The organism is Candidatus Pelagibacter communis (assembly GCF_001179845.1).
GTDB classification, from domain to species: Bacteria; Pseudomonadota; Alphaproteobacteria; order Pelagibacterales; family Pelagibacteraceae; genus Pelagibacter; species Pelagibacter ubique_Q.
This window is the reverse complement of record NZ_CVSB01000020.1, coordinates 1-13,372: the sequence shown is the minus strand read 5'-3', so window position 1 is coordinate 13,372 and position 13,372 is coordinate 1. Positions and strand designations below refer to the sequence as shown.

13 protein-coding genes and 1 pseudogene are annotated in these 13,372 nt (G+C 30.5%); 8 read left to right on the top strand and 6 right to left on the bottom strand.

The window, feature by feature from the left end; translation table 11 throughout:
• The first annotated feature begins 28 nt into the window (after positions 1-28).
• From uraH to AMN81_RS00930, 6 genes are read left to right on the top strand one after another with little or no spacing between them, the layout of a single operon-like run.
• Positions 29-379, top strand: coding sequence for a hydroxyisourate hydrolase (uraH, locus tag AMN81_RS00955; RefSeq protein WP_072090274.1), 351 nt, complete (start codon positions 29-31; stop codon positions 377-379).
• Positions 380-1,816: a xanthine dehydrogenase small subunit gene (gene xdhA, locus AMN81_RS00950; RefSeq protein ID WP_072090273.1), complete on the top strand. Its 1,437-nt coding sequence runs from the start codon at positions 380-382 to the stop codon at positions 1,814-1,816.
• Positions 1,817-4,120 (top strand): xanthine dehydrogenase molybdopterin binding subunit, encoded by a 2,304-nt coding sequence (gene xdhB / locus AMN81_RS00945; protein WP_072090272.1) that lies wholly within the window; start codon positions 1,817-1,819, stop codon positions 4,118-4,120.
• A gap of 1 nt (position 4,121) precedes the next feature.
• Positions 4,122-4,592: a nucleoside deaminase gene (locus tag AMN81_RS00940; protein ID WP_072090271.1), complete on the top strand. Its 471-nt coding sequence runs from the start codon at positions 4,122-4,124 to the stop codon at positions 4,590-4,592.
• Positions 4,592-5,500 carry a urate hydroxylase PuuD gene (locus AMN81_RS00935; protein WP_072090270.1) on the top strand — a complete coding sequence of 303 codons (909 nt, stop codon included), beginning with the start codon at positions 4,592-4,594 and terminating at the stop codon, positions 5,498-5,500. The genes AMN81_RS00940 and AMN81_RS00935 overlap by 1 nt, the downstream gene beginning before the upstream one ends.
• 16 nt (positions 5,501-5,516) lie before the next feature.
• Positions 5,517-6,041 (top strand): phosphoribosyltransferase, encoded by a 525-nt coding sequence (locus AMN81_RS00930; RefSeq protein ID WP_072090269.1) that lies wholly within the window; start codon positions 5,517-5,519, stop codon positions 6,039-6,041.
• A 51-nt stretch (positions 6,042-6,092) separates the two neighbouring features.
• Here AMN81_RS00930 and AMN81_RS00925 read toward each other — a convergent pair whose 3' ends face one another.
• From AMN81_RS00925 to AMN81_RS00905, 5 genes are all read right to left on the bottom strand, one after another.
• A complete protein-coding gene (locus AMN81_RS00925) occupies positions 6,093-7,163 on the bottom strand; it encodes a BMP family ABC transporter substrate-binding protein (protein WP_102133207.1) in 1,071 nt (356 codons plus the stop codon).
• Positions 7,164-7,240: 77 nt separating this feature from the next.
• Complete coding sequence (locus AMN81_RS00920; RefSeq protein ID WP_425304111.1) at positions 7,241-8,161, bottom strand: ABC transporter permease; 921 nt, start codon at positions 8,159-8,161, stop codon at positions 7,241-7,243.
• 8 nt (positions 8,162-8,169) lie between these two features.
• Positions 8,170-9,234 carry an ABC transporter permease gene (locus AMN81_RS00915; protein WP_072090267.1) on the bottom strand — a complete coding sequence of 355 codons (1,065 nt, stop codon included), beginning with the start codon at positions 9,232-9,234 and terminating at the stop codon, positions 8,170-8,172.
• Positions 9,231-10,721, bottom strand: a complete 1,491-nt coding sequence (locus AMN81_RS00910; RefSeq protein WP_072090266.1) for an ABC transporter ATP-binding protein — start codon at positions 10,719-10,721, stop codon at positions 9,231-9,233. The genes AMN81_RS00915 and AMN81_RS00910 overlap by 4 nt, the downstream gene beginning before the upstream one ends.
• A gap of 3 nt (positions 10,722-10,724) precedes the next feature.
• Positions 10,725-11,315 (bottom strand): nucleoside deaminase, encoded by a 591-nt coding sequence (locus AMN81_RS00905; RefSeq protein ID WP_072090265.1) that lies wholly within the window; start codon positions 11,313-11,315, stop codon positions 10,725-10,727.
• 125 nt (positions 11,316-11,440) lie between these two features.
• Between AMN81_RS00905 and AMN81_RS00900 the strand changes: the two genes are divergently transcribed.
• Together AMN81_RS00900 and AMN81_RS00895 are read left to right on the top strand one after the other, a co-directional pair.
• Complete coding sequence (locus tag AMN81_RS00900) at positions 11,441-11,746, top strand: hypothetical protein (protein ID WP_072090264.1); 306 nt, start codon at positions 11,441-11,443, stop codon at positions 11,744-11,746.
• A gap of 137 nt (positions 11,747-11,883) precedes the next feature.
• Entirely contained in the window at positions 11,884-13,209 is a 1,326-nt protein-coding gene (locus AMN81_RS00895) for a uracil-xanthine permease family protein (protein WP_072090263.1), read from the top strand.
• Between the two features lie 47 nt (positions 13,210-13,256).
• Here the strand turns inward: AMN81_RS00895 and AMN81_RS06455 are convergent.
• Positions 13,257-13,372 (bottom strand): annotated as a pseudogene (locus AMN81_RS06455) (Hsp20 family protein); the annotation flags it as partial.

The window sequence follows — 13,372 nt, the reverse complement described above, 5'->3', positions numbered from 1 at the left end:
GTTTGAAATTAAATGATACTATAATTTTATGACAAAGCTCACAACTCATGTTTTAGATGTGTATTCTGGTAAACCTGGCAAAGGTATTCTAGTTGAGTTGTTTTATATTAATAATTCAGAACGAAAAAAATTAACGTCAACAAAACTTAATGACGATGGTAGAGCTAATTCACCATTAGCAGAGGGAGATGTTTTTATTAAGGGTAAATATGAATTAATTTTTCATATTGGTGACTATTTTAAAAATATATCTTCAGGTAGCGATGTACCATTCTTGGATGATGTTGTTATAAGATTTGGTATTTCAGATCCCTCACAGCATTATCATGTTCCTTTACTTGTTTCACCTTGGAGTTATTCTACTTATAGAGGTAGTTAAGTGATATCGAGTTCTGTTAAATTTCTATTAAATGACAAGCTTATAGTAATCAAAAATCCCGATCCAAATCAAACGTTACTTAATTATATTAGAACTGAATTGAAAAAGACTGGAACTAAAGAAGGATGTTCAGAAGGTGGTTGTGGCGCATGTACAATTGTTTTAGGTGAATTAGTCGATAATAAAATTGAATATAAAGCAATTAATTCTTGTATTTCGTTTGTCCCAACACTGAATGGTAAACAACTTATAATTGTCGAAGATTTAGTTTCTAAAAATGGACAACTTCATCCTGTGCAAGATGCAATGGTGAAATTTCATGGATCTCAATGTGGTTTCTGCACTCCAGGATTTGTTATGTCGTTATTTTCAATGTTTAAAAATAACAAAAATCTTAACAATGAATTAATATCAGATTCTATATCCGGTAATTTATGTCGTTGTACTGGTTACAGACCCATAATTGATGCTGCAAAAAGTTTAAATAAAATAAATAAAGATGATCAATTTTCTAAAAATAAAAATAAAATTATTCAGCAATTAAAAAAAATTAAACCAAAAAATATTTATATTAAAAAAGATGATAAAGTTTATTTTTCACCAAAAAATATTAAAGATTTAAAAGATATAATTAAAAAACATTCTAATTTTAGTTTTCTTGCTGGAGGTACTGACTTATCTTTAAAAGTTACAAAAGAGAGAAAAGAAATTCCATTTATAATTGATTTAAAAGAAATTAATGAATTAGATTTTATCAAAGTAAGTAAAAATTATCTAGAAGTTGGTTCCGCTACACCTTTAATAAAATTTGAAAAAGAAATTAAAAAATATTATCCAGATTTTCATTCGGTTCTTAAGAGATATGGTTCTGTTCAAATTCGAAATGTGGGAACTATAGGTGGCAATATTGCAACCGCATCACCAATAGGAGATTCATTGCCAATTCTACTATCATTAAACGCAGAGGTTTTAATTGAAAGTTTTAATAAAAGGAAAGTATTACCTTTAAATAATTTTTTTCTTGATTACAGAAAAACTAAATTAAAAAACAATGAATTTATACACTCAATTAAAATACCATTACTTAAGAAAAATATTTTTAAGGCATTTAAGATCTCAAAAAGGTTTGATGATGATATTTCATCTGTTTGTGGATCTTTTAATTTCGAGATTAATAATAATAAAATTAAAGAGGTTTATATTGCATATGGAGGTATGGCTGCTGTACCAAAAAGAGCTGTAGCATGTGAAAAAATTCTTAAAAATAAGCCACTTACCATCAATACTTTTGATCAAGCAAAAAAATATTTAGAAAAAGATTTAAGTCCTATTGGAGATATGAGAGCTAGTAAAGAATACAGACTAGAGATAGCAAAAAATTTATTGATGAAATGTTTCGTAGAAATAAATTCTAATAAGTTATCTAGAGTAAATTAAATGAGCAAAGAGAACTACATCGAGGAAATAAGACCACATGATAGTGCCTATAAGCATGTGAGTGGATATGCAGAGTACACAGATGATATTAATGAGCCAAAAAATACAATTTATGGTGCTATTGGTTTAAGCAAAAAAGCCTATGCAATAATCAAAAATATAGACCTCACTGAAGTAAAAAAAAGTGAGGGAGTGATATCAGTAGTTACACAAAAAGATATCCCTGGTAGAAATGACGTAGGTCCAGTCTTTGAAGGTGATCCAATTTTTCCAGAAAAAAAAGTAGAGTTTTTTGGTCAGCCATTATTCGCTGTGGCTGCCACAACTACAGAACTTGCTAGAAAGGCAGTATTAAAAGCCAAAGTTACCTATAAAGATTTAAAACCGGTTATCACAATAAAAGAAGCTTTAAATAAGAGGCAATTTTTATTTAAACCTAGAAAAGTTAAAAAAGGTAACCCTTCTAAAAAAATAAAAAATTCAAAAAACAATTTAAAAGGAAATTTTACAACTGGAAGCCAAGAGCACTTTTATTTAGAGGGCCAGGCAGCTTTTGTTATTCCTAAAGAAGATGATAATTTTTTAGTTTATAGTTCGACGCAACATCCATCGGAAACACAACAATTAATTGCAAAAATGTTTAATCAAAAAAGCAATTCAATAAATGTTGAAGTCAGAAGAATTGGAGGTGGGTTTGGGGGAAAGGAAACAAATTTTATGACAGCGTGTATTTGTGCGTTGTTGGCAAAAAAATCTGGGCAGCCAGTCAAATTAAGATTAGATAGAGATGATGATATAATTTTAACTGGCAAGAGGCATGAATTTTTATCTGAATATGAAGTTGGTTTTGATGATGAAGGAATTATCCAGGGATTAAAATTAAACTTATCTTCAAATTGTGGAATGTCACCTGATTTATCAGCTGCAATAAATGAAAGAGCTTTGCTTCATGTAGACAATGCATATTATATTTCAGATATTGAGATAACAAATAATCTATGCAAAACAAATATTCCAACTTCAACTGCATTTAGAGGCTTTGGTGGAAATCAAGGGATGATGGCCATAGAAAATGTTATAGATAATATATCAAGGTATTTAAAAAAAGATCCTATAGAAGTCAGAAAGAAAAATTTTTATCAAAAAGATAAAAGGAATGTAACTCATTATGGAATGACTGTTGAAGATAATGTCATTAATGAAATATTTAAAAAATTAGAAAGTAAATCTAATTACAAGAAAAGATATTTGGATATAAGAAAATTTAATGAAAAAAATAAATTTAAAAAGAAGGGTATAGCTATTACACCTTTAAAATTTGGTATTTCATTTACAACAATTCATTTAAATCAAGCTGGAGCCTTAGTTCATATTTATACAGATGGAAGTATTCATTTAAATCATGGAGGTATTGAAATGGGCCAGGGGACCCATACAAAGATAGCTCAATTAGTAGCTAATTCTTTAGGATTACCCTATAGTTTAGTTCACATTTCATCAACAAATACGGCTAAGGTTCCAAATACTTCAGCTAGCGCCGCTTCATCTACTACAGACCTTAATGGAGCAGCAGCTCTAAATGCAGTAGCAAAAATTAAATTAAATTTAGAAAAATTTATTAAGAAAAAATATAAGATCTTCAATCAAGAGGCAGTATATAAAGACCAATATATAATATTTGGAAACAGACAATTCGAATTTAAAAGTATAATTCAAGAGGCATATTTAAATAGAATATCTCTTTCGTCATCAGGCTTCTATTCAACACCAAAAATTAATTTTGATAAAAAAAAATTTAGAGGAAGACCTTTTTATTACTTTTGTTACGGAGCAGCTGTTTCGGAAGTAACTGTAGATACTTTAACGGGTGAAAATATATTAGAAAGAGTGGATATCTTGCATGATGCCGGCAAACCAATAAATCCAGCACTAGAATTAGGTCAGATTGAGGGTGGCTTTGTTCAAGGACAAGGTTGGCTAACAATAGAAGAATTAAAGTGGAAATCAGATGGTCAGATTACAACTTTTTCTCCATCGACATATAAAATACCTGCAGTAAGCGATATTCCAAAAAAATTTAATGTAGAAATTTTTAAAGAGGGATTAAACAAAGAAAAAGTTGTTAATAAAGCAAAAACAACTGGTGAACCTCCTTTGATGCTAGCCATGAGTGTTTTTTATGCAATTAAAGATGCAGTTGCTTCAATTGGAAATTATCAGTTTGCACCAGAACTTAATGCACCGGCAACACCTGAAAGAATTTTAATGAGTATCAACAAAATTAAAAATAAAATTAAAAATTAAAATGGAAGATAAGAAAAAATTTATGGCAAAAGCCATTGAGCTATCAATTAATAGTGCGAATACTATTGGAGGTCCCTTTGGAAGCGTTATAGTTAAGAATGATAAGATTATTGCAGAGGGTTCTAATAAAGTTACTTCTTCAAATGATCCAACTGCTCATGGAGAAATAGTAGCAATTCGAGAAGCCTGTAAAAATTTAAATACTTTTGATCTTTCTGGGTGTGAGATTTATACATCTTGTGAACCTTGCCCGATGTGTCTTTCAGCAATTTATTGGTCAAGGTTAGATAAAATATATTATGCAAATACAAGAGAAGATGCAAAAAATATAGATTTCGATGACTCGTTTATTTATTCAGAAATTCCAAAAAAAATTGATGATAGGAAAATTAAAATGGTACAAATGCTTAGAGATGAAGCTTTAAAAGCATTTGAAATTTGGGATAAAAAAGTAGATAAAATTAAATATTGATGGAATTTTTACCTTATACAATAAAATGGTTAGAAGTTATTTTAAGATGGGGCCATGTCTTGTTTGCAATATTATGGGTAGGTAATAGTTTTTTATTTAATTACTTAGATAATAATTTAAATAAAAATATAACAAGTGATGATATCGATGGTGAAGGATATCTGATGCATTCAGGTTTTTTTTACAAACTTTCGAGGTTGAAAACATCTCCACCTCAGGATTACTTAAATAGATTAGTAATCTTTAAGTGGCAAAGTTACTTAACTTTTGTAACTGGAATGTTGCTCTTAGTTGTAATTTACTATTATAACGCTGGAGTATTGATGGTTGATAAGCGTGTTCTGTTAATGCCTCCAAGTTATGCTATTATTATCTCACTTTTATCATTGATTGTAGCTTGGTTTATTTATGATCTTTTATGCAAATCAAAATTAATTGAGAATAATATTTTATTTATATCCACGGGAATAATTTTGCTGGCAGTTGTATCATTTGGACTTACAAAATTATTTGGACCGAAATTTGCAATTTTAAGTGTTGGATTAATCATTGGATCCAATATGTTTGGTAATGTTTTCACGGTAATCATCCCTAATCAAATGAACATAATTAGTAGCAGCGAAAGAGGTGAAAAATTTGATATGAGCTTATCTTTAGCAGCTAAACAAAGATCTATTCACAATAATTATTCAACTTTTTTAGTTTTGTTTATAATGCTTTCTGGGCATTCGAGTTTTTTAGTTTATCACCAATATAATTGGTTAATATTATGTGCGATTGCTGTTATTTCTGGAGTAGCAAGACATTATTTTAATTTAAGAGGAAGAAACATTCATAGGTTGTATATTTTAATTTCTTCAATAATAGCACTTATCGTTCTTGCAGTTTTAGTTTTATTATTTAAATAACTAGATATAAAAAATTATGTCTGAAAAAATGATTGTTAGCTGGGATGAGTATAACAAAACTGTTGAGAAACTTGCAATCCAAATTGATGAGAGCGGATATAAACCAACAATACTAGTTGGTATCATGCGTGGAGCAGCGCCGATGATAGATGTTTTAAGTAGAATTTTTAAATTAAAATGTGCATATCTAGCAGTTGAGTCTTACAGTGGTAAGGGAGTAGAGGATGAGCAGGGTGATATTGTGTTTTCAAGAGAAATGAGTTCGATAGCACCTAATATGGGTGGAAAAATACTTTTATGTGATGATTTATCTGATACAGGAATCACTTTTAACAAAAGTATAGATTGGTTAAAAAAATACGAACCCATTAAGGATAAAATAGAAGATATTAAAACAGCAACATTGTTTAAAAAAAAGAAATCAACATTTGAGCCAGACTTTTGTGCAAATAGACTTCCTGATAATCCCTGGATAGTACAACCCTTCGAAATTTACGAAGAATTAAGGATTGAAGAAATCAAAAAAAAACATCAGATATAAAAAAGGCCAGTTAAAAAACCGGCCTTTTAAATTTTTTAAATTGGAAACTGATTACTTAGGTATATCTCCTTCAACACCTTTAACGTAAGTCATCATTCCTGCAAGCATTCCATCATCTGCAGTTTTTCCTTCAGCAACCATCAAGTTACCTTTCTGATCATAAATTGGTCCAGTGAAAGAATGAACTTTACCAGATGCTAAATCCGCTTGAAGTTTTTTAACTTTTGATCTTAGGTCAGCTGGCATTTGTGAATCTAAATCTGATATCACAACCATACCATCTCCAATACCATGCCAAGTATCTTTTTGGCTCCATGTACCGTTCGCAACAGCTTTAACTCTGTCTACGTAATATGGCCCCCAATTGTTTTCAACTGAAGTCAATACAGCTTTAGGAGCAAACTTGTCCATATCACTTGCTTGTCCAAAAGCATATACTCCAGCTTTTTCAGCCATTTGAACAATAGCAGTACTATCTGTATGTTGAGCAATTACATCAGCACCTTGATCGATTAAAGCTTTTGCTGCCTCTGCTTCTTTACCTGGGTCATACCAAGTGAAAGCCCAAACAATTTTAGTTTTAATATTTGGGTTAACTTTTTGAGCTGCTAAAGTAAATGAATTGATACCTCTGATAACTTCAGGAATTGGAAAAGATGCAACATATCCAATAACATTTGATTTTGTCATAGTTCCAGCAATTGTTCCTAAGATAGTTCTACCTTCGTAGAATCTAGCTGCGTATGTTGAAACATTTGGATGTTCTCTTTTGTATCCAGTAGCATGTTCAAATTTTACATTTGGAAACTCTTTTGCAACTTTGTTAGTTGGATTCATATATCCAAAACTAGTTGTAAAGATAACATCATGACCAGAGTTAGCTAATTGTCTAAGAACCCTTTCAGCATCGGCACTTTCTGGAACACCTTCTACGTAAGTTGTTTTAAATCCGGCAGCTTCAACAGCTTTTCTACCTACATCATGCTGATATGTCCATCCATGGTCACCAGTTGGACCAATATAAACAAAAGCTGCTTTAACATCTTTGGCAACTGCAGCTACAGTTAATGTAAATAATAAAACTAAAGAAGAGACGAAAGAACGAATTAAAAATTTATGCATAAATTTATTTCCCCTTTTGATTTTTTAATTATTTAAATTTAAATTAAATTATCTAAAAAAAAATGATTATTTTTAAATTAATTGTCTTTATGAAAAGATTTCCCCAATGAACTCGGAGTACTTAGTCTTATTTTTCTACTATCACGAGAAATTACAACTAAAACTATTATAGTAACGATGTAAGGTAGAGCTGTTAAAAATTGCACAGGAATCCTTACTCCAATTGCTTGCATATGAAACTGAATAATTGTTAAGCCACCAAAAATCATAGCACCAATCAAAATTTTAATTGGGTTCCACGTTGAGAAAACCACCAAAGCCAATGCGATCCAACCTCTTCCACCTGTCATATTTTCAATCCACTGAGGAGTATAAATCATAGATAAATATGCACCAGCAAGTCCACTCATTGCGCCTCCATAAAGTATACAAGCGTAACGAACTAGCCTAACATTTATTCCTTGATTAGATGCAGACTCAGGTGAGTCTCCTACAGCTCTTACAATTAATCCAATTTTCGTTTTTTTTAAAAAATAGCTAGTTATAAAGGGAAGGGCAAAAGCAAAATAAAAAACAATTGAATGCCCAAATAATATTGGACCTAAAAGTGGTATTGTGTCTTTTAAACCTTCAAATATAACAGGAAACTCTTTTCCAGGAATACCTACAAAATTTTTTCCTATCATCGCAGAAATACCAATTCCAAATATTGTAAGCGCCAAACCAGTAGCAACATGATTTGTGATCAATGTTTGAGTCAGGAATGCAAAAATAGTTGAAATTAAAACTCCAGCTAACATTGCACCAAAAATTGCAATAATTAAACTTCCTGTAACAGTCATTAACGCGAAACCTGAAATAGCACCAATGATCATCATTCCTTCAACACCAAGGTTTAAAACTCCAGACCTTTCTGTAATCAGTTCACCACAAGACGCTAGGATTAAAGGAACAGCAGAGGCCATGATTGATGCAATTATCAGTCCAATAAAATTTATATCGATGATCATTTTTTTAAACCTATGAATTTAATTTTGAAAAAAAGTAAATAATCCGATGCAAGAAGAAAAAATAAAATCATTCCTTGAAAAACCTGACCAGTATATTTAGGTATTTGCATAAATATTTGAGCTGTCTCAGCACCCAGATAAGTTATTGCAACAACTAGAGATGCAAAGATGATACCAACAGGATGTAAACGACCCAAAAACGCTACAATTATAGCAGTAAAACCATAATCTGGAGAAATTTCTCTATGAAGCTGTCCAATTGGTCCAGTTATCTCTCCAACTCCAGCTAAACCTGCGCAAGCACCACTTATTAGAAAAACGAGGATGATCATTTTTTTACCTTTGTATCCGGCATATTTTGCTGTCTTTAAACTAAAACCCGAAACTTTCATTTGGAACCCTAAATACGTTTTATAAAAAACAAACCAACTGATAACCACCGCAGCTAAAGCTAAAAATATACCCGCGTGAATTCTCAGTCCTTCAAATAACAACGGAAGTTTAGCAGATTCACTGAACTGTCTAGTTTCAGGAAAATTAAATCCCTCTGGATTACTCCACGGACCAACAACAAGGTAGTCCAAAATTAATTTTGAGACATATACCAACATAAGACTTACTAATATTTCATTTGTATTAAAGTAAGTTTTTAAGATTGCAGGTATTGATGCATACAGCATACCACCGATTGCACCAGCTAAAATTACTATTGGAAGAATGTAAAATCCTTCTTGCTCATAAAACAATAATGCAACTCCTCCCGAAACTATCGCCCCGAAAGTTAATTGTCCTTCGGCTCCAATATTCCAGTTATTACTTTTAAAACAAAAAGATAAACCGATTGCTATTAAACAAAGAGGTGTAGCTTTTAATAGTAATTCACTGAAACCATATTTATCTGCAATTGGAACTATGAAAAAAAATTTAAGAGCTTCAAATGGTTTAAAACCTAAAATAAAAAAAATCAAACCTCCCGCTACTAATGTTAGAAAGATAGCTAACACAGGTGTAAAGAAAAAAATAGCTCTTGATGGTTGATCTCTTTTTACGATTTTAATCAATCTGCTCCTCCCATTAGTATCCCAAGTTTTTCAGAGGTAACTTCTTCAGCATTCATAATTTTTGACAATTTTCCTTTATGAATTACTGAAATTTTATCACTTAATTTTAATAATTCATCAGTGTCTGTAGATATTAATATAATTGATTTATTTTGTTCATTGATTTTAATCAATGTTTCGTGGATATAATTTATTGCCCCAACATCTAGACCCCAAGTTGGATTAAAACAAATTAATAAATCTGGAGAAGTTATTAATTCTCTTCCAATAATTAATTTTTGAAGATTACCTCCAGACAAAAATTGGCTTTTTAATTCAATGTTGTCCGTATTAACATTAAAATCTGAAATTATTTTTTTGGAATGCTCTTTAATTTTGTTTTCGTTTATTAATCCATTATTAAAAAAATTTGATGATTTAAAATTGTTTAGAGCTACATTTTCAAAAATTTTCATTTGTGGAATTGCAGCCTGCTCAAGCCTATCCTCTGGAGAAAAGGCCATCAAATATTCTCTTCTTTCTTGAGGATTTAAATCTCCTATGTAATTATTGTTAAATTCTATAGAGTTCTTTTCCGAAATAATTTCACCACTTAATACTCGAAATAATTCACTTTGTCCGTTCCCTGATATACCAGCAATTCCTAAACACTCTCCTCTATTAACAGAAAAATTAATATCTATTAAATTTGTTTCAAAAGGATCTTCACTTGTAAAATTAAGATTTGTTATTTTAATTAATTGATCTGATGAAGTTTTTGCTTTTTTTTTCTTAATTGTTTTTAGGTTCTGACCCACCATTTTGTTAGCAAGTGACTCAACATTTTCGTTCTTTATTTCACTTACAGAAACTAACTTTCCTCTTCTCATTACAGCAACTTCATCACAAAGCTGCATAACTTCCTTTAGTTTATGTGTAATATAAATAATTAAAATTCCTTCTTCTGAAAATTTTTTCAAAGATAAGAATAATTCACTCGTTTCTTGTTCTGTTAATACAGATGTTGGTTCATCCATAATTAAAACTTTTGGACTCCTTATTAGACATCTTATTATTTCCACTTTCTGTTTTTGACCTGCTGATAGATTTAGAACAGGAATATTAAGATCAATTGAAAAATTATATTTTTTCATAATTGTATCAATTTTTTCTCTTAAACTTTCCCTTTGTTCATCTGAATCTATTATTAAGTTTTCAAATACGGACAAAGTTTCAAAAAGATTAAAATGCTGGAATACCATTCCGATATCATTTTTTTTTGCATCTAATGGCGAATTAAGCTTTAGATTATTTTCATTTAAATAAATTTTACCTTCGTCAGGAATGATGACGCCTGATAGAATTTTAACTAGTGTAGATTTTCCAGCACCATTTTCTCCAAGAAGAGCATAAATTTTACCACTATTAAATTCGAGTGAAACATTGTCGTTTGCAACACACCCAGGATATATTTTAGTTACATTTGAAATTTTAAGGTTTGTATTCATTACTTAATTTAATGGTATAGAATTTCCATCCTTATTTTCCTGATATTGATTTGATAAAATTTGATATTTTTTTTTAATTTCATTTAATTGTTTTAAAATACTTTCTTTTTTTGAAGTAGGTAAATTTTCAATAAGTAAGTTTATATTTTGACTTTTCCAATAAGAATTTTCTTTATTATATTCTCCATCATTAATTTTGAATACTTCTTTGAGTATATTTAAATCATGTGGAATATTAAATTTCTCATTTGTGTCAGTATACGGAAACAAATAATAAAAATTATCAAATCCAGAAAATGTGATTGCACTCAAACACATACTGCAGGGCTCATGTGAACTTAAGAACATGCAGTCTTTTTCTTTTGGTCTTGTATTTGTATCTAATTCATAAAATTTTTTAAGAGCATGCATTTCACCATGCCACAATGGATTTTCTATTTCATTGTTTGTTTCTGCAACTACAAGCGATAAATCATCTTTTTTAATTATTGCTGCACCAAATATTTTACTACCTTTAGCAACACCTTTTTCAGTAAGAGGTAAAACTTCTTTTGAAAATATATTTAGTATCTTTTCTAGGGTTTTTTCATTCATATTCTTGAACCATCAAATAAAGAACACAATTGTTACTATAATTAAACTTAAATGTAATAAGAAATAAATTATTTATACAACTTAAGAGTTAATAATTTATTAAACAAAAAAGTTAATTTAAACTTATGACAAAATTTAAATCAGCAATAAGTCTTTTGATTATCATAATTTTTTTTTCAGGGTGTCAAACTGTAAAAGATAAAACAGATGCTATTGTTGAAAAAGAAAATGAAAAATTAAGCAAATTCCTTGGAAAATCTTCTAGTGAACTTCAAATGGAGCTTGGAAAACCAGATGAGGATTTTAAAAATGCAAAAGGGAATTTTGAGCTAGTTTATAATAGCAAAAAATACCTTGTTCCTTGTGAGCGAAGATTTGAAATAAATTCAGAAAATATAGTTATAGGCTTCGTTTCAAACGGTTGCTTTTAAAATTTATTATTAAAATAAATCTGCTCATAATAGGTTTTTTTTATTATCTAAAGTGGAGTTATTTTAAAATTATCAGTTTTTTTATTTTAATTCATAGCCAATAATATAACGTCTATTTAGTTAACGACGGAGGTTATATGGCTTCAAGAAAAACAAAAGCGGGCTCTTCTGCAAACAGTCCAGACAAGAAGCTTCCATTAAATAAATCCATACCTTTGGGAATTCAGCATGTGCTAGCAATGTTTGCTGGTAATATAACTGTTCCTATTATTGTGGCTGGAGTTTTTGGTCAAACGCCTGAACAAAAAATATTTTTGATTCAAATGGCTTTGTTTGTAGCGGGAGTTGCGACAATTATTCAAACTGTTGGATACAAAGAAATTGGTGCAAGACTTCCTATTGTTCAAGGAACAAGTTTTGCGTTTATACCGATTATGCTACCATTTAAAGCAGCAGGATTGGGTGCAGTATTTACAGCTGCATTTATTGGAGGAATTTTTCAAATTTTTATTGGAAAAGTTTTAAAACCAATAAGGCATCTATTCCCACCATTAGTCACCGGTATAGTTGTGTTAATGATCGGATTTAGTTTGCTTAAAGTTGGCTTCATGTATGCTGGTGGAGGTGGATGGTTAATGAACAATAAACCTGAAATCTTTGCAAATGCAAATCACTTAACGGTCGCTTTCACAGTGTTTATAGTTGCTATCTTTTTTAATCTTAGAGGCAAAGGAATGGCTTCTGCAGGATCAATTTTAATTGGAATAGTAGCCGGCTTCATAGTTGCAGCAGCACTAGGAATGGTTAACTATGGAAAAATTGCTTCCGCATCATGGTTTGCATTTCCAATGCCACTTCAATATGGAATTGATTTTGTACCTGGTGCAATAATTCTAATGTTGTTTATGTCAATTGTTACAACAATTGAAACAATTGGAGATATTAGTGCTACGACAATGGGTGGTGCTAAACGAGAAGCAACGGATAAAGAAATATCAGGTGGAATTATGGCAGATGGTGTTGGTACTGCATTTGGTGCAATATTTAATGCGATGCCAAATACATCTTATTCACAAAATGCTGGACTAGTTGCTTTTACAGGAGTTGTAAGTAGACACGTTGGAACTATAGCTGGAATAGTTTTGGTTCTAATGGGATTATTTCCAAAATTAGGTGGAATAATCGCTGCAATGCCTGAGTCTGTGATTGGTGGAGCAGCAATCATTATGTTTGGTATGATTGTAGCTGCTGGTATTAAATTGATTTCAAGAGCAGAAATGGATCAAAGAAATTTATTAATCTTAGCTCTATCTCTATCTTTTGGAATTGGAATGTCATTGTTGCCAGACTTTGTAAAAAATATTCCAGATTTTGGAATAAGTTTGAAATTATTGTTAACAACAGGACTTATACCTGCTGGATTACTAGCGTTTGTTTTAAATGCTATAATGGCAAAGAAATAATTAATTTAAACTTGTGGGGAGAAATCCCCACAAGCAAGGTTTAAGACTTATTTAATTTCAATAAGCTTCTTTTTTTTATGTTCTGGAATTATTCTTTCACAAGATATTGTTAAAAGACCGTCTTTAAGCTCAGCACCATTAACTTTTACATCATCAGCTATAG